This is a genomic window from Streptomyces sp. NPDC007095 (assembly GCF_040634475.1).
Taxonomy (GTDB): domain Bacteria; phylum Actinomycetota; class Actinomycetes; order Streptomycetales; family Streptomycetaceae; genus Streptomyces.
Genome location: NZ_JBEYFS010000076.1, coordinates 1 through 20153, shown reverse-complemented (window position 1 = coordinate 20153; position 20153 = coordinate 1). Strand labels below are relative to the sequence as shown.

At 69.2% G+C, this 20153-nt stretch carries 30 protein-coding genes and 3 pseudogenes; 7 read left to right on the top strand and 26 right to left on the bottom strand.

The window, feature by feature from the left end; translation table 11 throughout:
• Positions 1 to 74 precede the first annotated feature (74 nt).
• Together ABZ656_RS25475 and ABZ656_RS25470 are read right to left on the bottom strand one after the other, a co-directional pair.
• Positions 75 to 1130, bottom strand: coding sequence for a polyprenyl synthetase family protein (locus tag ABZ656_RS25475; RefSeq protein WP_316738685.1), 1056 nt, complete (start codon positions 1128 to 1130; stop codon positions 75 to 77).
• Positions 1120 to 1398, bottom strand: coding sequence for a polyprenyl synthetase (locus tag ABZ656_RS25470; protein ID WP_360270688.1), 279 nt, complete (start codon positions 1396 to 1398; stop codon positions 1120 to 1122). Before ABZ656_RS25470 ends, ABZ656_RS25475 begins: the two co-directional genes overlap by 11 nt.
• 378 nt (positions 1399 to 1776) lie before the next feature.
• Between ABZ656_RS25470 and ABZ656_RS25465 the strand changes: the two genes are divergently transcribed.
• The gene (locus tag ABZ656_RS25465) at positions 1777 to 1974 is read left to right on the top strand and encodes a hypothetical protein (RefSeq protein ID WP_316738683.1); all 198 of its coding nucleotides are present in this window, start codon (positions 1777 to 1779) and stop codon (positions 1972 to 1974) included.
• Between the two features lie 184 nt (positions 1975 to 2158).
• Here ABZ656_RS25465 and ABZ656_RS25460 read toward each other — a convergent pair whose 3' ends face one another.
• The 3 genes from ABZ656_RS25460 to ABZ656_RS25450 form a co-directional block, all read right to left on the bottom strand.
• Positions 2159 to 3061 (bottom strand): replication-relaxation family protein, encoded by a 903-nt coding sequence (locus tag ABZ656_RS25460; protein ID WP_316738682.1) that lies wholly within the window; start codon positions 3059 to 3061, stop codon positions 2159 to 2161.
• 401 nt (positions 3062 to 3462) lie between these two features.
• The gene (locus ABZ656_RS25455; RefSeq protein WP_360270685.1) at positions 3463 to 4161 is read right to left on the bottom strand and encodes a hypothetical protein; all 699 of its coding nucleotides are present in this window, start codon (positions 4159 to 4161) and stop codon (positions 3463 to 3465) included.
• Between the two features lie 124 nt (positions 4162 to 4285).
• Positions 4286 to 4630, bottom strand: coding sequence for a hypothetical protein (locus ABZ656_RS25450; RefSeq protein WP_360270683.1), 345 nt, complete (start codon positions 4628 to 4630; stop codon positions 4286 to 4288).
• Between the two features lie 197 nt (positions 4631 to 4827).
• Between ABZ656_RS25450 and ABZ656_RS25445 the strand changes: the two genes are divergently transcribed.
• Positions 4828 to 5253 (top strand): SMI1/KNR4 family protein, encoded by a 426-nt coding sequence (locus tag ABZ656_RS25445; protein ID WP_360270681.1) that lies wholly within the window; start codon positions 4828 to 4830, stop codon positions 5251 to 5253.
• A 106-nt stretch (positions 5254 to 5359) separates the two neighbouring features.
• Here the strand turns inward: ABZ656_RS25445 and ABZ656_RS25440 are convergent, their stop codons facing one another.
• Positions 5360 to 5662, bottom strand: coding sequence for a hypothetical protein (locus ABZ656_RS25440; RefSeq protein ID WP_360270679.1), 303 nt, complete (start codon positions 5660 to 5662; stop codon positions 5360 to 5362).
• A 38-nt stretch (positions 5663 to 5700) separates the two neighbouring features.
• Between ABZ656_RS25440 and ABZ656_RS25435 the strand changes: the two are divergent.
• Positions 5701 to 5889 (top strand): annotated as a pseudogene (locus ABZ656_RS25435) (ATP-binding protein); the annotation flags it as partial.
• 7 nt (positions 5890 to 5896) lie between these two features.
• Here ABZ656_RS25435 and ABZ656_RS25430 read toward each other — a convergent pair.
• The 4 genes and pseudogenes from ABZ656_RS25430 to ABZ656_RS25415 all read right to left on the bottom strand — a co-directional run bounded on the left by ABZ656_RS25430 (position 5897) and on the right by ABZ656_RS25415 (position 8026).
• Entirely contained in the window at positions 5897 to 6532 is a 636-nt protein-coding gene (locus ABZ656_RS25430; RefSeq protein ID WP_360270677.1) for a maleylpyruvate isomerase N-terminal domain-containing protein, read from the bottom strand.
• Positions 6533 to 6852: 320 nt separating this feature from the next.
• Positions 6853 to 7059: pseudogene (locus ABZ656_RS25425) on the bottom strand (hypothetical protein); the annotation flags it as partial.
• A gap of 97 nt (positions 7060 to 7156) precedes the next feature.
• On the bottom strand, positions 7157 to 7576 hold the full coding sequence (locus tag ABZ656_RS25420) for a PPOX class F420-dependent oxidoreductase (RefSeq protein WP_266708683.1): 420 nt from the start codon (positions 7574 to 7576) through the stop codon (positions 7157 to 7159).
• A 105-nt stretch (positions 7577 to 7681) separates the two neighbouring features.
• Complete coding sequence (locus tag ABZ656_RS25415; protein WP_360270675.1) at positions 7682 to 8026, bottom strand: discoidin domain-containing protein; 345 nt, start codon at positions 8024 to 8026, stop codon at positions 7682 to 7684.
• A gap of 249 nt (positions 8027 to 8275) precedes the next feature.
• Here ABZ656_RS25415 and ABZ656_RS25410 point away from each other — a divergent pair, with 249 nt between their 5' ends.
• Positions 8276 to 9940 (top strand): ISL3 family transposase, encoded by a 1665-nt coding sequence (locus tag ABZ656_RS25410; RefSeq protein WP_360270673.1) that lies wholly within the window; start codon positions 8276 to 8278, stop codon positions 9938 to 9940.
• Here the strand turns inward: ABZ656_RS25410 and ABZ656_RS25405 are convergent.
• The 7 genes and pseudogenes from ABZ656_RS25405 to ABZ656_RS25375 form a co-directional block, all read right to left on the bottom strand.
• Positions 9884 to 10426 (bottom strand): DUF6368 family protein, encoded by a 543-nt coding sequence (locus tag ABZ656_RS25405; protein ID WP_360270671.1) that lies wholly within the window; start codon positions 10424 to 10426, stop codon positions 9884 to 9886. The two genes, ABZ656_RS25410 and ABZ656_RS25405, sit on opposite strands and share 57 nt — an antisense overlap.
• Before the next feature lie 44 nt (positions 10427 to 10470).
• Positions 10471 to 11034: pseudogene (locus ABZ656_RS25400) on the bottom strand (integrase); the annotation flags it as partial.
• A gap of 48 nt (positions 11035 to 11082) precedes the next feature.
• The gene (locus tag ABZ656_RS25395; protein WP_360270669.1) at positions 11083 to 11394 is read right to left on the bottom strand and encodes an integrase; all 312 of its coding nucleotides are present in this window, start codon (positions 11392 to 11394) and stop codon (positions 11083 to 11085) included.
• 256 nt (positions 11395 to 11650) lie between these two features.
• Positions 11651 to 11881 (bottom strand): Smr/MutS family protein, encoded by a 231-nt coding sequence (locus tag ABZ656_RS25390; protein WP_316738854.1) that lies wholly within the window; start codon positions 11879 to 11881, stop codon positions 11651 to 11653.
• A 299-nt stretch (positions 11882 to 12180) separates the two neighbouring features.
• Positions 12181 to 12420: a hypothetical protein gene (locus ABZ656_RS25385; RefSeq protein WP_360270667.1), complete on the bottom strand. Its 240-nt coding sequence runs from the start codon at positions 12418 to 12420 to the stop codon at positions 12181 to 12183.
• A 62-nt stretch (positions 12421 to 12482) separates the two neighbouring features.
• On the bottom strand, positions 12483 to 12827 hold the full coding sequence (locus ABZ656_RS25380; RefSeq protein WP_316738674.1) for a hypothetical protein: 345 nt from the start codon (positions 12825 to 12827) through the stop codon (positions 12483 to 12485).
• A 187-nt stretch (positions 12828 to 13014) separates the two neighbouring features.
• Positions 13015 to 13338: a hypothetical protein gene (locus tag ABZ656_RS25375; protein ID WP_360270665.1), complete on the bottom strand. Its 324-nt coding sequence runs from the start codon at positions 13336 to 13338 to the stop codon at positions 13015 to 13017.
• A gap of 92 nt (positions 13339 to 13430) precedes the next feature.
• Here ABZ656_RS25375 and ABZ656_RS25370 point away from each other — a divergent pair, with 92 nt between their 5' ends.
• Positions 13431 to 13775, top strand: coding sequence for a hypothetical protein (locus ABZ656_RS25370; RefSeq protein ID WP_360270663.1), 345 nt, complete (start codon positions 13431 to 13433; stop codon positions 13773 to 13775).
• Positions 13776 to 14377: 602 nt separating this feature from the next.
• Positions 14378 to 14845 carry a hypothetical protein gene (locus ABZ656_RS25365; RefSeq protein WP_360270661.1) on the top strand — a complete coding sequence of 156 codons (468 nt, stop codon included), beginning with the start codon at positions 14378 to 14380 and terminating at the stop codon, positions 14843 to 14845.
• A gap of 122 nt (positions 14846 to 14967) precedes the next feature.
• On the opposite strand, the gene ABZ656_RS25360 is transcribed toward ABZ656_RS25365, so the two are convergent.
• The 9 genes from ABZ656_RS25360 to ABZ656_RS25320 form a co-directional block, all read right to left on the bottom strand.
• Positions 14968 to 15171, bottom strand: coding sequence for a hypothetical protein (locus ABZ656_RS25360; protein WP_360270659.1), 204 nt, complete (start codon positions 15169 to 15171; stop codon positions 14968 to 14970).
• A 31-nt stretch (positions 15172 to 15202) separates the two neighbouring features.
• On the bottom strand, positions 15203 to 15448 hold the full coding sequence (locus tag ABZ656_RS25355) for a hypothetical protein (protein ID WP_360270657.1): 246 nt from the start codon (positions 15446 to 15448) through the stop codon (positions 15203 to 15205).
• A 116-nt stretch (positions 15449 to 15564) separates the two neighbouring features.
• Positions 15565 to 16287 (bottom strand): protein phosphatase 2C domain-containing protein, encoded by a 723-nt coding sequence (locus ABZ656_RS25350; RefSeq protein ID WP_360270655.1) that lies wholly within the window; start codon positions 16285 to 16287, stop codon positions 15565 to 15567.
• Between the two features lie 202 nt (positions 16288 to 16489).
• Positions 16490 to 16870, bottom strand: coding sequence for a hypothetical protein (locus tag ABZ656_RS25345; RefSeq protein ID WP_360270653.1), 381 nt, complete (start codon positions 16868 to 16870; stop codon positions 16490 to 16492).
• Positions 16867 to 17700 carry a hypothetical protein gene (locus ABZ656_RS25340; protein WP_360270651.1) on the bottom strand — a complete coding sequence of 278 codons (834 nt, stop codon included), beginning with the start codon at positions 17698 to 17700 and terminating at the stop codon, positions 16867 to 16869. The genes ABZ656_RS25345 and ABZ656_RS25340 overlap by 4 nt, the downstream gene beginning before the upstream one ends.
• A gap of 98 nt (positions 17701 to 17798) precedes the next feature.
• A complete protein-coding gene (locus ABZ656_RS25335) occupies positions 17799 to 18134 on the bottom strand; it encodes a hypothetical protein (protein ID WP_360270649.1) in 336 nt (111 codons plus the stop codon).
• Between the two features lie 162 nt (positions 18135 to 18296).
• Complete coding sequence (locus ABZ656_RS25330) at positions 18297 to 19037, bottom strand: hypothetical protein (RefSeq protein WP_360270647.1); 741 nt, start codon at positions 19035 to 19037, stop codon at positions 18297 to 18299.
• Positions 19030 to 19518 carry a hypothetical protein gene (locus tag ABZ656_RS25325; RefSeq protein ID WP_360270645.1) on the bottom strand — a complete coding sequence of 163 codons (489 nt, stop codon included), beginning with the start codon at positions 19516 to 19518 and terminating at the stop codon, positions 19030 to 19032. Before ABZ656_RS25325 ends, ABZ656_RS25330 begins: the two co-directional genes overlap by 8 nt.
• Positions 19519 to 19591: 73 nt before the next feature.
• A complete protein-coding gene (locus ABZ656_RS25320; protein WP_360270643.1) occupies positions 19592 to 19834 on the bottom strand; it encodes a hypothetical protein in 243 nt (80 codons plus the stop codon).
• A gap of 96 nt (positions 19835 to 19930) precedes the next feature.
• On the opposite strand from ABZ656_RS25320, the gene ABZ656_RS25315 reads away from it, so the two are divergent.
• On the top strand, positions 19931 to 20153 hold a 223-nt coding region (locus tag ABZ656_RS25315; protein WP_360270641.1), incomplete at its 3' end, for a hypothetical protein.

Sequence of the window (20153 nt, the reverse complement as noted above, 5' to 3'; positions counted from 1 at the left end):
CACGGGATCGTCCACGACAGGCGGGAGGGCCAGCTGCCCGGGACGACACGGGCTTGCGCATCCCGGTGCGAGGGTCAGCACAGGCGGACCGCCGCCGAATGCGCCAGCGCGGTCAGGGCAGCGGTGGCGTGCGCTGGCACATCCAGCTCGTGGAGGGCATCGAGAGCCTCCTCGACCCGTGCCCTGATCATGTCCTCGATGCGGTCGGGCGCCCTCAGCCGGTGCATCATCGTGCGCACTGCGTCGAGCCCCTCCCCGTCCAGGTCACCTCGGCCCAGCAGAGCGCGCAGCAGCTCCCGCTCGCCGTCGCCGGCGAGGCGCCACGTCTCGGCCAGCAGCGCCGTGGGCCGCTGGCCGCGCACATCGTCGGCATTGGCCTTGCCGGTGCGTTCCGGCTCTCCGAACAGGCCGAGCAGGTCGTCCCGAAGCTGGAACGCCTCGCCCAGCGGCAGGCCGTACGCGGAGTAGCCCTCGCGCAGCCGCGCTCCCGCCCCGGCCAGGGCGCCGCCGATCAGCAGAGGCTGCTCGGCGGTGTACTTGGCGGTCTTGTACCGGATCACCTTCAGCGACGCATCGGTATCCGGACCGGCTCCGGTATGCAGGATCTCCAGGCACTCGCCCGCGATCAGCTCGCGGGCCATCACGGACCATAACGGGCGGGCCCGGACGAGATACGCGGCGGGCAGACCGCTGGTGGCGAACAGCTGCCCGGCCAGCGCCGTCAGCAGGTCCCCGACCAGCATCGCCAGCGACCTTGCGGCGGCGTCGGCGTCTGGGTGACGCCCCAGGGCACCGCGCAGGGTGACATGTGCAGTGGGGCGCCCGTGCCGCAGCGGGCTGTCGTCGATGAGGTCGTCGTGCACGACCGCGGCGGCGTGCACCAGCTCCATGGAGGCCGCCGCCCGCACCAGCGCATCGCTGTCCGGCTGTCCCGCCGCACGCCATCCCCAGTAGCAGAACGCCGCCCGCAGCCGCTTGCCGTCCGCGACCGCCGCCTCCAGCTGCTCGGCCACCGCGCCCAGGATCGGATCGATCGCCGCGAACTCGTCGGCCTCCTGGGCAACGAACCGGTGCAGTACCTCGTCGACACGGGCCTTGAACGCGACCGGCTCCCATCGGTCAGACGTCATCGGCAGTCTTCCGAGCCAGGGCGTGCCGGGCGAGGACCTCTAAATGGGCCGGGGGCGCGGCCGCGTACCGGTCCAGCACCAGGCGCCCACGCGCCATGAGGTCGTGCTCGGCCTCCGCCGCCAGCTCCGCGGCGTCCGAGCGGCGCAACACCCCCCGCACCGTCCCCAGGGCCGAACCCACCGTGCTCACCACCAGATCGGCCAGCCCGGCCGCCAGCAGCAGCGCCTGGCCGTCCACGCCCCCGTATCGCCCCGCTTCTTGCGGCATGCCATCTCCCCACCCGCGGCACATCCAGGCTGCGCCGGTCACGCGCCGTCCTATCCAGCATCGCGTCACACCGGACGGGAAGCGGAAGAACTCACGATCGAGTGATCACATCGCTCGACCGTACGGGCGGAAACCGGGTGACGTCCTCGCAACGCACGTGGCGCCCGCTGTGCGCACCTTGCCGACCCTGCCCTGACCAGCCCACTCAACCTTCGATGAGAAAAGCCCACCGACCAGCACTCGGTGAGAACGCTCAACCTTCGCTGCGACGGAACAACCGTTTCCCCTCTTATGGGTGGTTGCCGGTCTCCAGCGGTGACTGGGGAGCGTGCCGGGGAAGCACGGATGCGACCGGAAAAACGATCACAGGAGGTTACCGTGGGTAATCCCATGCCGCAAATGGCGTACAAACAGGGCGACAAGGTCAGGTACCAGAACGACCAGCAGCAGCAATGCGACGGCACGGTGCAGCAGGTCCAGGGATCGGGCCAAAGTGCCAAGTACGTGATCAAAAACCAGCAAACCAACCAGAGCGAAGAGGCGCAGCACAGCCGTGTGCAAGGACGCCTTCAGTAACGGCGCGTTGCCCTCTGGCGCCGCGTGAGGCACGGGCGGATTCGACGTACTGCCCCGGCTCGGCATGGGATGTCGGGCCGGGGCAGTGGCTTGCGCCCCGACACTACGGAGAAACGAGTGCCGCCCCCAGGACACCAGTCCGGGGGGCGGCAGGCTGATCACCCTTATCGCTCGCGCGGCCGACTCATAACTCGGTCCAGGGGCGAGGCTTGCCGCCGGCCAGAGGCACCCACACGGCCTGGGCGGGACCGTGTTGCTCGATGTCTTCCAGCACGGCGGCTCCGAGCCGGACTTCGCGGGCAAGGGCCGCTACGAGTGGGTGCTGAGCAACCATCGCCTGCAGATCGCTCATCCGATGGTCCAGCCTGGCCCGGGAGGCACCGGTGAGCACGAAGAGCACGCGCGGAAAGACCGGATACCAGCGGAGCCAGGCAGGACCTGCGGCGGCCGGCCTGCGGCGGCCGACGGGCTGGGCCTCGTACTGGAACAGACGGGCGTACTCGATCAACTTCACGGCCAGCCGCTCGCTGCTCATGGTGGTGCGGTCGACTTCCACGAACGCGCGCAGCTTTCTCCGGTGCTCGCTCTCGACGACGGTGTAGTACAGGACGGCGTCGGCCACGATCCGCTCGCCCTCGCCGATCGAGTGAGACACCTCAGGAGTCCAGTCCCAGGGGCCGTGCTCGTGCCCGAGCCGACGGGCGTCAGCGGCAAAGGCCAGATGGGCGCGGACCACGGCGAGCGTGTGCGAGGTCTTCAGTGACGCTGCCGTATCCGAGGTGATGGGGTAGGGCGGCCGCCCCCGCAGGACCGGCAGGTCCCGGGTCAACCGCGCGCCCTCCTGCGTGAGATACCAGGCTTTGGTACGGGTACGGTTCGCGTCCGGCAGCACCGTGCAGTCGACGAAGCCGTCGGAGCGCAGCTTGGTCAGGACGCGGGACAGCAGCTGCCGCGTGCCGTCGGGCCGCAGCATCCGGCGCAGCTGGCTGGTGGTGGCGATGCGGTGCTGCGCGAGTCCGGCCAGCACCTGGTGACGCAGGGGTTCAGCGGGGCTGGGGGCCCGGGTGCTCAGAGCGAGGCTGGTCATGCAAATCCTTGGGCCGTGGCGGTCTTCGTCTGCTGATCAGAAAACCCATGGGCCCCGACCAAACCCCCGACCGCGGAGCCCCGACCATGGTCACGAAGTCGAAACAGCCTCGCGATCTGCCTCGAGGTCGCCCATCCACAACCCCGACCACGAGCCTGTGCCGGCGGGCACGGGCAGGGTGCTGTGGGCATTCCCGTGGCCAGTCTCGGCAAGACCAAGGAAGGCAGTTCCTGGAGAAGTTGGGCGATGGCCGGTCCGCAGCAGCCGTGGCTGTTGCGGGGGCGTGGTGGCGAACCACGCCGTGCCGGCCATCGTTGCGGCACCCGGCCCGCAAGGGACCAACGACCCGTAACCGGGAGCCGCGTTCAGGGGGCGGTGGGACAAGGCCGCACCACCGCGTCCTACCTCTTCTGCCTACGCCTTTCGGCCTGCTCGAGGATCCGCTTGCGCGTCCACCGCCGGCGCCCGCCCTTCTCCGTGAGGGCGTCAGGTGTTTGCATCAGGGGGAGATTGCCCTGGGCGAGGCTGCTGGAGAAGGAGCCGACGCTCTTGTAGCCGAGCAGCGCCGCGGCCTGGGTCGCTCCCAGGAGCTCGTCGGGATCACCGTCGACCGGAACGACGGGAAGTGCCTTGGCCGGCCGTTCGCTGCCGGGGTACCGGCCGCTCCCGGGCCGGGCGGCTTTCCAGTCGAGCAGGGTCTGCACCCGCCACAGCAGCTTGCGGTAGGGGCGCTCCGGGGTGCCCATCTCCTCGACGACGTCCGGGTCGGGGAAGTACCCGGGGTGGTCGCGGACGTAGTTGTTGACCTGGTTGATGTTCTTGTAGCCCAGGAACTTCGAGGCAGCCACACCGTTCAGCAGGTCCTCAGGGTCCCGGGAGGGTGGTGTGTGATCGCCGAGTCTCGCCAGGGACCGTTCTGCGAACCACTTAGTGACTTCGGCGTGGTCCCACAGTCTCGCGCGCCGGCGCATGCCGGCGATTTCCGGGAACCCGTTCTCGTCTCGCGTGGTGTAGAGATGGGTGACCCGCGCGGAGGTCAGACCCTGCTCAGCCGCGATCTCGGCAGCGTCAGCCAGGCGAGGCTTACGTGACGAGGTCATGGCGGAACCGTCCGTCCAGTCGGAAAGTGCGCCGGCCTGCCCGGCTCACAACTCAGATAATGGCAGAAGATTTGGGTGCTGGTCTACCGTGCTGCCCAGGTATTCCGAGGCAAGGCGACCGCCTTCATCCTTCAGGGATGAGGCACACACCGCGGCGGGCGGCGCCCTCAGCCATCTCGGAGTAGGACAGGGCCGCTGGAGTCATCTGCCACTCGGTGACGGCGAGCAGCGAGACCAACTCGCCGCGGTCCTGCGAGGTGTCGCACGGCAGACCGGCCGCGGTCACGGTCGCTACCAGGAGCTCGGGCGACATTCCACCCACACGAGCCGCCACGGCTCGGTGCAGGTCTTCGAAGCCCTGCTGATACAGCTCGTTCGCCTCTTCCAAGAGCTGCAGCAGGTCCTCATCGTGACTGGCCGGTGCGGCCGCGGCGAGGTCGAGGAGACGCTGGGTGGTTGTAGTCACCATGACAGTGTGCCTTCGGAAGCTGAGTATGGGTTGTCCCGCATTGGCGGCGGTCCATTAGAGGGCCTGCCTGAACCGTCGGCGGGTTCGTCGTGCGACGATCAGTTGGGCTTCCTGCTCAGGGGCGGAGGCATGAGCCTGGAACGGGCGGACCGCTCCGCGCTCGGGGGCTGGCCCGACTCTTGGAGGGTGAACCAATCGTGTGGACCGAGCTGGCTACTGCCCTGCCCGGGCCGACAGCCTTTCAGCCCGCGGCCTCGGAAGCATCGCTGCGCAGATGCGCCACTGTCCTCCGCCATCCGCTGTCTGAGGACCTCGCCGCTCTTCTCCGTGAGAGCAACGGCATCGAGGGCGAGTATGGAGCCGGTCTGATCTGGTCGGCGGAGCGGATCGTCTCCGAGAACCTCACCATGCGCGAGGGCGCCGAACTCGCCACGCTCTACATGCCCTTCGATCCCCTGCTCTTCTTCGCAGATGCAGGAAACGGCGACCTCTTCGCACTCCTTCCGACAATCCGCCGACCCGATGTCTTCGTGTGGAACCACGAGGATGACAGCCGTACCTGGGTCGCGCCGAATCTCGCCAAGTACCTCGAATGGTGGCTGACCGGGCGTATCACGCTGTAGCCATGCGACAAGGCTGAACTGCCCAGACCATTCGAGGAGTTCCGATGCGGGCGCCTCAGCGTGTTCTTGCTGCCGGGACGCCCTTGAAGTGCTGGCCGTGCGCCGCTTAGCGGATGGTGCCGTCGTCGCGCTCGGTGCGGGTGCAGCAGCCGCGGCGCAGGGCCAGGCCAGCCACCGCCGCAGCGGTAGGAACCTTGTGCGAGTCCAGGGTATCGGCGCAGCCGCTGCACGGGTCAGGTCGGGCAGCTTGCGGGTCCTTCGCGGCCTTGCGGCAATAGGGGCTTCGGTGCCCGCCGTCGCCGGACAGCAGGAACAGGCGACGGACGCGGTACAGCGCCCACGGCATGTCGAGCTCGCGCTCGAAGGCCTTCAGGCAGGCCCGCTCCCGCGCCTCGGTGGGGTCGAACATCTCCAGGAGGGTCTTCTTGCCGTAGAGCTTGGCGTTGGGAGAAGAACAGTGTCGCCATCGCTTCGAACGAAAGTTTCAGCGGCTGGACAAAGACGTTCACCGATCCGCGGCTCTGCGCGGCGATCGTCGACCGGCTGACCTTCAACGGCGCCATCATCCAGACCGGCACCGAGTCCTACCGCCTCGCCCACACCAAAGCCCAGGCCGAACGGGCTGACGCGGGCTGACGCACGTTCAGAACACGTTGATCTCAGCTGGTGCCCGCTCCGTGCGAGTCAGGGCACGCAGCAGGGCCGCTTGGCCATGGCGCCGGACGGCAAGCCCGGTCAGCAGCGCAACCACGGGATCGAGGGCCGTGCCGGGGAGATCCGGCGCGCTGAGGCCCACGCTGACCGCCAGGTCATCCATATGCACAGCGAGCTCGACCATCCGGGTCACGAGGAAGTCATCCAGGCTCAGCGCCCACCCTGTTTGCGGCATGAACACCACCCAGCCGCCACGCACCTCGTCAAGGCTGGTTCGCTGCTGGTCGAGTGCGTCATGGACCCGCTCGACCAGCCGCCGCACGCCTTCGGACGAGATGCCTTCACCCTTCGCTCGAATTCCAGAGCTGATCTCGCCGTCGAGCGGCGCGTCGATCCACACGGCCCGCGCGTAGTGTTCCAGCACTGGGATGGGTTCCTGCTCAGAGGCGGGTCCTTCCAGCGCCGGATCCACGCTGAAAATCTGATAGGCGAGGTGGCCGGCCAGACCGCCGACCGTCCACTGCGCCAACGCGCTGGGTTTCTCCCACGAGGCGGCCACTTCCGGCGCGTCCAGCAACGCTACGGCCTGCGCGGCGGTCTCCAAGTAAGCGTTCTTCAGACTCACAAGTCCCCCATGATCCGTCCGGAATCCCAACCCTACGCAGTGCCGCCGGCGGGGGAGCGAGGTACCCCACGACCGTCTACGCAGCACACTCGCTCCAAGAGGGCAAACCGCCTAAATGCCCCGCAGTTGCGGCACCCTAGCGTGCCGAGCGACATCAAAAGTCACTGACATTGATCAAGCTGACACCTCCCTGGGTGACTCCCGAAGTCACCACCAAACGACTCCCGAAGAAAGGTTCTGGCTCAGGTTGTGTGGTGAGGGCACGCTGAGTAACCGGTTGGGGAGGCAGGAGAGTCTGGCGCTGTTCGATTGCCAGGCGATCAGAACAGGCTGGCCGATCCGCCCTGGGCGAGCTTCTTGAGGATCGTGCGCATCCACGGGCTGCGAACGGCTGGCAGCCGGACCAAGGTGTGCTGAAGGGTTCCCCGGTCGGCCCGGAACGGGCAATTGGGGTGCGGCGGGAGCGGGTCGTCGGCGAGGACGCCTTGAGACATGCCGCCCGAGGCGGGAATCGACAACCAGGGCTGCACGCCGGCGGCGGCGGGGAGCACCGCGTGCGCCCTGACCGCCGTATGTCGTACGGCGGTCAGGGCGCACGGATCCGCGTATGGATCCGCGGCCGCGTCAGCCGGGCTGCTCATTGTCCTTCAGCGCACCCCATCCGTGCCAGCGGTCGATCTCGATCCACGCGCTGTAGCGGCGCCGGTCGCGCTGCCCGTAGTCCTTGCCCAGGTACTGGCGGGACAGCCGGTCGATGCCGGACAGGTCGGTGTCCTCCTGCAGGTCGACGACGCGGCCGATGATGGTCACATGGGTGTACCAGCCGCCCTCGTCGAGCACGGTGAGCGAGACCCTGGGGTCGTTGCGCACGTGCTGGAGCCGGACGCGCCCCTCGTCCATGTTGATGAGCACACGCCCGTCGTCCCACAGGTACCAGGTGGCCGCGGACACCGGCTGGCCGTCCCGGCGCAGCGTGCAGATGACGGCGGGGTTGGCTTTCTCCAGCATGGCGACGGCGGCTTCGGGCAGGGGCGGCTTCGACACGGGTCATCCTCCACGGCGTAAGGCGGGACGCTTCTCGATCACCAGCATGATTGCCCGGGGCAGCGCCGCGCGCGCGCACCGCCCCGCGCGCAGCCGGGTCTGGTGCTACGAACTCCGGACCTCGAACTCCGAGAGCTGACCGGCCGGCCAGCCGCTGTTGGCCGTGACCGTCAGCCGGAACCAGCGCTGGACGGTGGCGGGCAAGGTGAGGGTGACGGTGTTGTCCGCCGCCGGGTCGAAGGCGTAGGCGGCTGCGGCCTTCACGGTGGTGAGGGTGGAGCCGTCCGCGCCGGCCTGCAGGGACAGCGTCTGGGTGCGGGCGCCCCAGCCGGCGGGGAGCCGGAGCACCACGCGGGATACGCTCCGCGCGGCCCCGAGGTCCACCCCGGCAAGCCAACGTGTTTTCTCATCCTCGTGGGAACAGCACCGGCCACCGCCGTGGAGGAGCAACGCAGCGCACGCGTGTGCTGACCGTCGTCTCTGACGGCGGCAGGTGGCTCAGTCAGCGTTCGAATGCTCGGTGTGCTGTGCTGCCGCCCAAGTCATGAACATCTGCTGTCCAATCTCGGTTCTGGTTCAGGTTGTGTGGCCCGTGCACGGTGAGTGACCGCTGAACTTCCTTTGAGCCTCCGGAAGTTGCCTCAAAACGAGCAGTGGCAGGAGTGACTGACCTGACAGTTCGGGACTGTGAAAGAGGCCTTGCTCCGACTAGAGGAGCTGCTGTTCCCGTCGATCGACGACGTCGCGGTGCTGTCGGTGGACGTGAACATCGCGATAGTGCGTGTTGGTGTGCAGTGCACCGCCGCGGGTGCCTCGTGTCCGGGTTGCGGAACGTGGTCCTGCCGGGTTCACGGCTCCTACCTGCGGTTTCCCGCTGATGTTCCGAGTGCGGGACGAAGCGTCGTACTCCAGCTGCGGGTCCGCCGGTTCACCTGCCGGAACGCCGAGTGTGGACGTCACACGTTCGTCGAGCAGATACCCGGTCTGACCCGAAAGCACGGCCAGCGGACCGAGCGGTTGCGCTCGACCTTGGCTGCGATCGGTCTCGCCCTCGCGGGCCGGGCCGGCGCCCGCCTGGCCCACGTCGTCGGCGTGCCGATCAGCCGCAGTACAGTCCTGCGGTTGGTCGACGCACTTCCCGAGCCGGAGGTGCCCGCCCCACGAGTGGTCGGCGTCGACGAGTACGCCACCCGCAAAGGCCGGAACTACGGCACCGTCCTCGTGGACGTCGAGACCCGCCGGCCGGTCGACCTGCTGCCCGACCGGGACTCGTCGAGCCTGGCCGCATGGCTGGCCGAACGGCCCGGAATCGAGGTCGTATGCCGAGACCGCGCGTCGTTCTTCGCCGAGGGCGCCACCGCCGGTGCACCGCAGGCCGTGCAGGTCGCGGACCGGTGGCATCTCTGGCACAACCTCAGCGAGGCCGCTGAGCGGAGCATCGCCCAGCACCGCCAGTGCCTGCACGTCCTGGTCCCTGAGACCCCTGAAACGACCGAGGCGGAGCCCGACCCTGCCGAGGAGTCATCCGGTTCGCCATGGCCGACCGGCCACCGGTTCGCCGACCGAACCCGAACCGTTCACGCCACCGTCCATGCCCTGGTGGAGGCAGGGCACAGCCGTCGCGCGATCCAGCGGCAGCTCGGCATGACGAGCCGAACCGTCAAGCGGTACGCGGACGCCGCCAAGCCGGAAGACCTCTTCAACGGTCAGTGGCAGGCCCGGACCTCCGTCCTCGACGAGTACAAGACCTACCTCGACGACCGCTGGAACGAGGGCTGCACCAACGCCTGGAAACTATGGGAAGAGATCGTCCCACTCGGCTACCAGGGCAGCTACCAGCGCGTTCGCGCCTACCTCCGCCAGAAGCGCACCTCGCCACGACCCGTGACAGCTCGGCCGCCCTCACCCCGGGCCGTCGCCGGATGGGTTCTGCGCCGCCCGGAAAACCTGTCCGATGCCGAGCAACTCCACCTGAAGAGCGTCCGGGCCAACTGCCCCGAGATCGACGCCCTCACCAGGCACGTCCGGTCCTTCGCGACCATGCTCACCGAGCGCCAGGGCGAGCGACTACCGGAGTGGCTCGACGCCGTGAGACAGAACAACCTCCCGAGCCTTCACACCCTTGCCGCAGGTATCGACCGCGACCGCGATGCAGTGATCGCTGGTCTGACCCTGCCGTGGAACTCCGGAGTCGTCGAAGGCCATGTCAACCGGATCAAGATGCTCAAGCGTCAGATGTTCGGCCGCGCCGGCTTCACCCTGTTACGCAAACGTGTGCTTCTGGCCCAAAAACTAGCTGGCCCGCGGCTACTTAAGGAGCCGGAAGCCGGGCTGCCGAGCCCACGCTCTGAGGAATTCCGCTGAACCGTAGGCGGCAGGCCACGGGTCCGTCATCGTCGCGATGACCCCTGGAAGGCCGGTCACGATCGGGACTTGATCCTCAAGAAGTTCGGCATTGGCGACGCCACTGATCACGTCCATGACAGCAGCGGTCAGCAAGGCCGTGACGACGTGGTCGACCGGCCTGTTGCAGAACGCTGTGACGTCGACGGCGTGGGTCGGGGTGAAGCCGATGAGGGGTTCCTGGTCGACTTCGTCGGCGTGCTCGGCCTCGACGTTGCCTTCATCGCCGACGCTGGGCCCCATGAGAGAGACCATGACAGGCCGGCGTCCGTCGATGCCCCCGGTTTCGGCGATGCCGAGGCTCTCCGCGTGAATGTTCAGGTCGTACTCGCCGACCCGCTTCTCCTCAAAGTGAGATGAGGAACGGACAAGGAGTTCCCGGAGCCGCTGGATGGATACGGGTGGGACGGGCTCCGCCAACTCAATCACTAACACCGGACCGCTCATGACGAGAGCCTAGCCAGCCTGGGCTTCCATCCCCAACCGGTTACTCAGCGTGCCCTCACCACACAACCTGAGCCAGAACCCGAAGAAACGGGCACAGCCACGGCGTGGGCGTTCATCTGGCGCCTGGGGGCGCTCTTGAGGATCTCGATGCCGTCGGCGGTGAAGACCGCGTCGAACGCTTCGACGTACCGGCTGTCGCGGTCGCGCAGAAGGTAGCGGAAGCCCGAGGCGCGCTCGCCGAGGTCGGCGAGAAGATTCCTGGCGAGTTGGGTGGCCCAGACGGCGGTGGGGTGGGCGGTGGCGCCGAGGATATGCACGGTGCGGGTGCCGACCTCCATGGCGAAGAACACGTACAGCTGTTTCAGGGTCACGGTGTCGACGTGGAAGAAGTCCGCGGCAAGCAGGCCGGAGGCCTGGGCGCGCAGGAACGCGCGCCACGTCGGCCCTGTGTTGGGGCTCCGGCGGGGTGCCGGGCCGAGGCCGGCGCTACGCAGGACGCGGCGCACGGTGGATGCGCCGACGCGGTGGCCGAGGCGGCGGAGCTCACCTTGAATGCGGGTGTGGCCCCGGGTGGGGTTCTCGTGGGCCAGGCGAAGGATGAGGGCGGTGAGCTCTTCGGAGAGCGGTGGGCGTCCGGTGCGCGCGGGTTTCTGCTTCTACTTCCATAGCAGCAGTCGGCGGTGCCAGGCGAGCAGAGTGCCGGGGGTGACCAGGCGGTGCCGGCGTAGCCAGCTCGGTAGGCGCTGGGCGAGGGCGGCGAGTACCAGGCGGTCCGGCCAGGAAAGGCGCGGGCGGGTGCCGAGCTGGCGGCGCAGGACCGCGACCTCGTGGCGCAGGGCGAGCAGTTCGGCATCCTTGGCCTGCTCCGACCGTGACCACAGCAGGAGCAGGCCGAGGAGTCGGAGGAAGACGAGGTAGAGCACGCGCACCGCCATGCAGTCCGAGCCCGTGATCACTTCGAGCTGCAAAGCGCCTTGTCACAGTGTCCGTTGGGACTTCGACGGCCAAGGGTTCCTGGACCGGTTCCGGCACCCCAAGGAGCGGCAGGCGCGGCATGCCCCGCTGCCGGTCGTAGCGCTCAGCCCACCCCGCCGTTGCCTCGGAGGATCTGGCCGCTCCAGTGGCGGGCCGAAGCCGTGGCCTGCCACCCCGTGACGATCGCTGGCCCCGTGTGACCTCCGCGGCTCCACCAACGCACGGTGCCCGTCGCGTCGGCCGGCGGAGTCATCGGAGGTGGACCAGGACCCGGCCGGCGTTGGTCGCATCCGTCTCCACGCGGACGTAGAGCTTTTTGATGTGCTTCTGGGCCAGAACGGCCAGCACCCGCTTCTTCAGCTGGCCTGTCCCCTTGCCCGGGATGATCTGCACGACGTCGATCCCAGTGGCGGCGGCCTTGAAGAGGGTCTGCCGCAGAGCGACATCGATGTCGCGATTGTTGCGGAAGATCGGATGCAGATCCAGCGTGAGCAGGGCAATCGCCTCCGATGCGCTCAGTCGCCGACCGACGCCGGGTCCCCGTGGGCTCGTCGTACGATCGCAGCGTACGTCATCCTCCCGATCCCGACCTCCGGCGCCGGTTCCTTTTGGCGGTGGGGCGGGAAACCGGCGCGCTGGGTCAGATGACGGTGATGGTGGGATTGGCTTCCAGCATGGCGAGAGCGGCGCGGATCTCGAGGCTGGGACGTGAGGCCGCTGTGTAGCGGAACTGTGGCTGAGGGGAGGGACAGCCGCCCCGCCAGGAGGGCGCGGTGTTCTCAGCGCTTGGGCAGCGGCCTGTACGCGGAGAAGACGTAGTGGCCCCGGGCGCGCAGCGAGTCGGCGGTGTGGTCCACGTCGTCGGGCCCGTGGCCGGTCTGTCGGGTGTAGGCCTCGATGTTGCTGTCCCAGGTGAATCCCTGGACGGTGAGGGCTTCTCTGGTGTCGGGTGTGAGGTCGTCGGGCGACTGCGGGGCGGCGACGAGTCCGTGGGCGGGGTCGGGGACGACCAGGAACACCGGATCTCCTTCCCTGCGGGCCGCCCGGCCGGGCGGCCCGCAGATGCGAATGGGACAGGTGGTCAGCGGCTGACGTTGATCGTGGGATCGGCTTCCAGGACCCCGAGGGTGGCGCGGATGGCGGCGCGCGTTGCGGGGCTGGGGACGGAGTACGGGAAGTGCAGGGCGCGCACGGCGTCGTCCAGCTGATCGTTCCGGAGGGGAAGTCTGTGGCCGCTGCGGTAAAGGGCCACGGCTGTGGCCGTCGCGACGCGGACGCGGTTGTACGTGACGGCCTCGGCTGCGGTGACGTCGTCACCGAGCGCATCGCTGGCGGTGGGCGGCAGATCCGGCGTTCCGGCAGTGAGCGGACGGACGGTCAGGCGGAGCAGGGACCGGCGCAGGGCGCGGAGCGGCGTTCGCAGCATGGCAATTCCTGAGGCTGGAATGGGTGGAGGGGCCGGGGATCTGCCCTCGGCGGGCGGGGTGTTGGGGAAGCACCCGAGCCCCCGGTAACTAAATAATAGTGTATATATCTGGTGTGTGAACCCACCCCTGACCTGCATAAACGCTCCGTGCGTGGAGAGTGAAAGGGCCGGATGGTCCGTGCGGGGGTCAGAGCTGCGGGGCGTGCGCGGCCAGCGGTTCGGGTGCCTGCTGGGTGTAGATGCCTTCCAGGCCTGCGGGTGCGATCAGTCCCCAGGTGAACGTCTCCTCGGCCGCGTAGAACTGCCCGCGGCGCCGGTGCGGTGGAGCGTAGGGGCGCAGGATTCCGACGCCGTAGACCTCCAGCGTGCCGTCGAGGAACCCGGCTTCCTGTTCCTCGGTCATGTCCGGCCCGTACTTGTAGAACGTCTCGTCCGCGACCACGGCGAGCACGGGGCTGAGGTCGTCCTCGTCGCGGTCGAGGAAGCTGCGCCAGTGAGCGATGTCGGCCATCGCAGCAGCGCGCTTGGGGCGGGTGTTGAGGTAGCGGACCCGGTCACGGTGGTCGGGGTACTCGTCCGTATTGCTCGGCGAAGGCGGCCAGCATGGCGACGATCCCTTGGGGGCGGCCGGACACTTCGACGCTCACGTCTTCTCCCGAAGCTCCGATGACGGCGCGTACGTTGTCGACCTGGACGGGGCCCGGGCTGGCCCTGCGGCTGGGGAGCGCGCTGCCAGTACACGTCTGTGCGGCGGTGCTGCTCCTGGACCCGGGCGCCGGGGAGCGCTTCGGCCAAGGCCTCGGCCACGGCGCGGCGATCGCGGGCCTCGGCCTCCTTCTGCGCGGTGAGCTGGGCAGCCACTTGGGAGATCTCGGTGTGCAGTGGGTACAGCCGCCGGGTGATCTCCCGTGCGACGTGCTGGGCGCTGCTGGTCGTGACTCCGATTGACGGGGCCTGGAGCTCGGAGTCGTCCGGAAGGGCCGCGTAGACCTTCAGGCGGACGGGCTGCCGGTCGTCGGGCTGGCACAGGTTCAGGGCGCGTCCCTCGTCGTCGATGATGAGCCGCGCCAGACCGCGCACGTACTCGTCGTTGGGGGCGGTGCGGCAGTAGTGTGTGCCCAGCTTCCGTGCGACTTCGTCGGCGAACGCGTCGAACTGCTCCTGTGCGGTCATCTCCTGCGGCATGACGGGAGGCTCACTCCTTCAGGCTGGCGGCTGGGGAGCTCCGCGGGGCGGTGGGCGCTGCCGAGTACTGCTCGGCGGGGAAGTCACGGATGCGCGCGGCGACCGCCCGCGCGGACATGACGGGGCTGCGGTGGAACGGGTCCGTGCATACGGCCTGCCACAGGCTCGCCGGCCTGGACGGGTGTTCAACGCCACTCAAGATGCCGACATCGGGGGCGAGTTGACGGCATGCTGTGTGCGGACGGTTTCGGATGCATGCCAGTGAGTGACGACCGTTGGTTGGCGGCGACACCTTGCCGATGAGAGGGCATGCAGAAGGCCCTCCCGACGATCTCTTGGCCACGCCGAAGCTCTAGGGTTGCCCGGTGGGCTTTGAACTGCGGGAACGATGGGGCGGGCAGCCGTTGTGGACGAGATGGGTTCTCGCGGTGCACGTGATCGGATTCCTCGAAGGAGCCTGCGTCCACATTCTCGATGTGGCCCGTGACGGCATCCATGCCTACGCGTCGTTTCCGCAGGTTCCCCTGCAGGTGTTCTTCGTCAGCCTGGCGATCCTCGATCCGCTGGTTGCCGTGCTGGTGGGACTCGTACGGCGGGAAGGGGTCTGGCTGGCAAGTGCCGTGATAGTCACCGATGTCTTCGCGAACTGGTGGGGCAACCGGCATTGGCTGCAGGACGACCCTGTGAAGCTACTGCCTCTGCTTCCCATCACCCTCTTCGGCCTGTTCGTCGTTGCGTTCTTGACCCCCTTGCATCGCACGGTCACCAGGACGACGGGCAGGCCTCAGGTGGCCCTGCCGCCTCCTGACGACTCATGCATCGCGCAGCCTTGAAGCACCGGCACCTCGCCGACGAAAACGACACCTTGCCGACGACCACCCCGCCGGAACACTCACCGGCGGGGCGTCGCCATCACCGCTCGTCGGCACCGTGAACGCCGCCTTCGTCGGCATTTTCAACGCCGGGCAACAGACGGGGCGATCTGGTTGGTGGTGGCCGGGTCGACGGTCCAGCGGCGCCCGTAGGGATCGGTGACGGTGTACGTGAGCAGCTCGGGACGGTCCTGGTTGCCGTTGTTCGCCCAGGCGAGGCCGGCGGCGGTGAGGGCGTGGCCCAACTGGGCGCAGCGCTCGCGGGTGATGTGGCCGAACGTGGCCATGTTGCGATCCCTTTCACTGGTGGGTGGCCGGTCAGGGGCGGCGGCCGGATGACTGGGGCCTGAGGTAGCGGTACAGGAAGCGCGCTGCCTGCTCGCGGCTGGCGAATCCGGGGATGCCGCCGCCATTGCCGGGGGTGTGACCGGGATACTCCGCGACCCAGTCCGAGCCGTCGCGCGAGTGCCACACGACGCCGTAGCAGGTGTTCCGGTCCTGCCGGTCAAGGACCCGGTAGCCGAGCGATGCACGGTTGCGGGTGAACCGGAACTGCTCCAGCATCGATGCTCCTCGGGTCGGTGGGTGCGGGAGGGGGATGGAGTGAGGGGTCCCCCTCCCGCTATATCAATAATAGTGAATATTGGCTATGTGTGAACCCACCCCCGAACTGCGCGAACTCACTCCCGCGAGCCCGCTGCGGGGAGGTCGGCAACCAGAACGGTCGCGTTGTCGGCGTAGCTTCCGGCGTGCTCGACGGCGGCTGTGACGACGTCCGTTGCGGCCTGCTTGGGGTTCCCGCCCAGGTAGTTGGCGAGGTTGCGGGCGGAGTCCTCGAGGGGCTCGTACGCGCCGTCGCTGGCGAGCAGCAGGCGGCAGGCCTTCGCGGGGCCGGTGGCGGTCTCGATTACGGGGTGTCCGTACCGGGCTTTCCTCTGGTCGTCGGACTCCGTGGCCCCCAGGTAGGACGTCACGAGGTTGCGGCTGCCCCGGAAGACGCGCCGCATGTTGTGGTCGGCGGTGAGGCACTGGAGGGTGCCGCTGGGGGTGAGGACGTAGGCGCGGACGTCTCCGCACCATGCGATGGTCAGCGGCTCGCCGGGGGCGGTGACGGCAACGGCCGCACACGCATTGGGCACATCCGCGTACTGGTCGCTGCGCTCGGGTTCGGCGGCGTAGCTGTCGTAGACGGCTCGCAGGCCGGCCTCGGCGTCGGCGTCGGCGTGACGAGCAGCGGCTCGGGCGACGCGTCGGGCGGCGGTGAGGGTCCAGGCGCGTACCGCGTCGCTGGAACCGATGCCGTCGCACAGGACGTACGCGCGGGCTCCGTTGTGGGTGTAGGTGGCGGTGGCGTCGCACTGGTGGGAGCGGTCGCCGATCAACTGGGCGGATGCGTGGGCCATGTGAGCTCTCCTGGGCTGGGACGGAGTAGCCGACTGGGGGCGCGGCCTGCTCGGCCGGACGGCGAGGTGAGAGGCCGTGGCCTCGGTATCGGGCGCTCGGTCGGATGGCGCCGGGTTGCGGGAGAGGGGTGGGGGATCCCCTCCCGCATAACCAATAATAGTATATTCCTGAGGGGTGTGAACCCACCCCTGAACTGCGCACTTACGGGTGCGCCCCCAGCGCCGCGTCCAGGGCAGGGCGCTGGGCCTGGTGCTGGAGTGTGTTGGTAGCGGGCTGTTCGTGGTCCCGGTAGTCGGATACCACCACGTATCCGCCCGGCACGGTGTCGAGCCGGAGCTCTGGGCCCCAGTCCTCGGTCACGTGGCGGGGGAGGTGCTCGATGTCGTCGACTTCGACCTGTGCGGCCCATGCGGTCAGGTCGCTCTCGAACTGCCGTCGCCAGTTCCGGAGTATGGGGAAGAGCTGTCCGCAGTCGTCGACCAGGGCGGCGGCGCGGGCTTCGCCCGGTGGCGGGCATTCGGCGTAGGTGGGGGTGTCGGGGCGGGTGCGCTCTCCGAGGGTCATGAGCCAGCGCAGGGTCATGCGATCTCCATCCGTGCGCTGTGGGGCGTAGTGGTCTGCGGGCGGCGGACAGTGCGCCGGGTCCGCTGCTGGGTGCGCAGGGAGGCGGCTTCGGCCTCGGCGTTGCGGGCGCGGTCGTGTTCGCCTGCGGCTTCGGTGAGGCAGTAGGGGCCCAGCCACTCCTGGACGTCGACGCTGCGGGCCAACGATCCGTCCCTGTTGGTGAGCATGAGCAACAGGACGGGGTGGGGCTGGGCGGTGAACCATCGCGCGACGGTCCACCAGGCGGTCACCGCGGCGCGCAGTGCGGGCCGCGACGCGCGGGCCTCGCCTTCCAGGCGGGCGGCTGCCACCCGGTGGTAGTCGGCCGACCACGTGAGGAACCGCAGCAGGGCGGGGGTGTCGCGCTCGCGGGAGGCGGTGAGGATCTGGGGGAAGTCCTTGCGCTGCTCGACGTGTTCGGCGCAGGCGCGCAGTACGGCCGTGAGTGTCGCCGCTGTCTTGGGCGACGGCTCGTGTCCGGCGTCCGACTCCATCGGGTATACGGACACCTGCGGGCGGTCGGCGGGCGCGTCACGGTAGAGGGTGAGGCTGCCCCGGTAGCCGGTGCGGCTGCGGGCGAGCCGCGGGAGCGCCTCGGCGGGCGCGGTGTCCTGGAAGGCGTTGACGGGACCCAGACAGGCGCGGACGGCGGTGAACTGGTCCCAGTGCCGCACGTGGTGGGTGCCGGTGACGTGGACGCTCCCGCGCATCGCTCCGCCAAGGTCGAACACGACGGAGTCACTCTCGCGGGGCCGGGCGGTGGCGTGCACAGTGCCGGCGGGCGTCTCGACGGTCAGGCTCGGGTTCATGGGCGGCTGCTCCTGGTGGTGGTCGAGGCGGCGGGCGATGCGCTGCGCCCCCGTGCGGCCCGGCGTGGTGGCCGGGCCGCACGGGGCGGCGGGGGAGGTCAGTACAGGTCGCCGACGTACTCGGCCACCTGCTCCGCGATGTCGTCGGGGCTGCTGTTCGCGTTGACGTGCGGCAGGTGCATGACGTCGCCGATCTTGTCGTTGCGCAGGAAGACGTCTCCGGCCTCACACACTCCGATGGTGAATACCGTGTGATCGGTGCGCAGGTGCCCGGTGCGGCCTCCGGGGCCTTCGGCGGCGCCCCACTGGTCGCCGAGCAGCGAGACGGCCCCCTGCGCCACAGTGAGCAGCAGGCTTCCGGAGATCGGTTCGTTCTCGTCCTCGTCGAACGGCGGATGCGTCCAGTTGAACGTGTGCGTGCGGTCGGTGGGCATGACGGCTCCTTCAGGTTGTGGCGGTGGGCGGTTTCGGTCTCCCCGCGCCCGACGAAGGGGAGGGATGCGGGCGCGGGGAGACAGACTGCGGCCAGTGGCGTGCTGGCCTGGGGGCCGTGCGCCTCCCCTGGGGAGTTGGGGAGACGCACGGGGCGGGTGGGGCTACGTCTGCGGGGTGTAGGCCCAACAGGTGCAGCCGGTGCCGTCGGCCCGGGAGCGGGGCCACAGGCGGGAGAGGTCGTGCTCGGATTCCGGGTATGCGCACTCGGCGCACGGTGCGCCCCACGTGTCGGGCTCGTCGGCCGGTTCGGCGGTGTAGATGTCCGGGGTGCTCCACGGAAACCCTCCGGGGTCGAACCGGACGGACGCGTCGGGCATGAGGTGGGCCCACCCTGCGGGCCAGCCGACAACGGGCTTCCGGCGGCACCTGGCGATGGCATCGCGGACGGCTCGGCCTCGCCACACCTGCGTGGTGCCGTTCGGCCCCGTGACGCGGTAGGCGGCGGCCGCAACCTGATCGTCCGGCCGGTTGATCAGGATTCCGGAGGTCTTGTCGGGGATGAACGTGGCGGTGGAGTGGTTGCGGGTCTGGCGGTAGCGGATGACTCCGTCGTCCGTCATCCGTGCCTCGCTCGACAGCCAGAAGTTGAGGTTTCCGCGTAGGAAGTTGTCCAGCCCCTGACCCTCTGTCTGGCGGCCGAACCCTGCGGTTCTGGCGGGGTAGTCTCCTGCCCGGCCCGCTACCTGGGCGTACCGCGCGTGGATGTCGGCCTGGTCCATGTGGATGTACGGGCCCGCGATCCCACATGCGGGGATGCGGTGGGCAATGAGCGGGATACCGGGGAGCGGCTCGCGGGCGGGGATGTCGGCGGGGTCCGCGGTGACGGCGGGCGTGTCAGCCACGGTCGCTCTCCTCGTCCATGCCGGTCGGGTCGATGAGTGCTGGCGCGGGGTAGACCTCGCGGTCTACGGCGGAGCTGCCGGGGCAGGGTGTGACGGCGGCGCGAAGCTCGGCCGTGTCCATGGGGTACAACCACCCGGCACGCACGGTCCAGCCGCACGCGCGGGGGCCTGGCTCGGCGGACGTGGTGGCTATCAGCACGGCGCCCGTGACGGTGCTGCCCTCCAGCGCGAACACCAGCAGCATGGCCACTTCGTCGTAGGCGTCCTCGTCCAGGACCGCTATGCGCATGGGGTCCGTCGCAAGGGAGAGATCGGCTGTGCGCGAGAGCTGGGCGCCGTCGGTCCGCATGGACACGATGCTCAGCGCGTGTTCACCGGGGCCGAGTGCCTGGAACACGGCGGCCAACGCGTCCAGGGTGCGGCCCATGGCGGCCTCGGTGGAGGCCTCGTCGGGGCGGATGAGCTCGGGGCGTGCGGGCATGGTGCATGGCTCCTTGGCGAGAGGCGGTCAGCGAAAGGCCGGCGGGGGCGTCGGGGTGCGGCGGTGGTGGTGGTCAGTTCCAGTTCTCGGGGCCGGGGCGGAACCTGGCCTCGAACCCGGCGCTCTCCTCCGCCGTGGCGGGGCGCCAGTCGGCGATCTGCTCGGCAAGCGAGCGGAAGACGGTGGATTCCACGGCGTCCACGTAGTCGTCGGCGCTCCGGTAGGCGATGCGGTGGGCGGTGACAACGGTGAGCTGAACGGTTGTCACGCTGCCCCGGACCTCCCAGGAGACGTACTGGCCTTCGGTGAACTGCATCTCGGCTTCTCTCCTCGCGGGCAGGGCGGTGGGCGGTGGGGCTGGCGCGCGTCGGGGCGCGGCTGTTCTGGGCGCGCGGTCTGCTCCGCAGACGCGTTGCTCTGCCGCTACGCGGCAGGGCCGGGCGGGCGCGCTCCGCGCTTCCCTGGGGGCGGGGAGCGCTCCGCGCTCGGGGAAGGCGGGGCCCGTGCGGGCCGGGCCGGGGAGTTTCCCGACCCGCACGGGGGTCTGTCGGTCGCCGGGCGCGGCGACTACTGCGCGCGCTCCGCACTCGGGGCGCTGCGGGCCCGTGCGGGACGGGTGTCGGGGTCACCCGGCC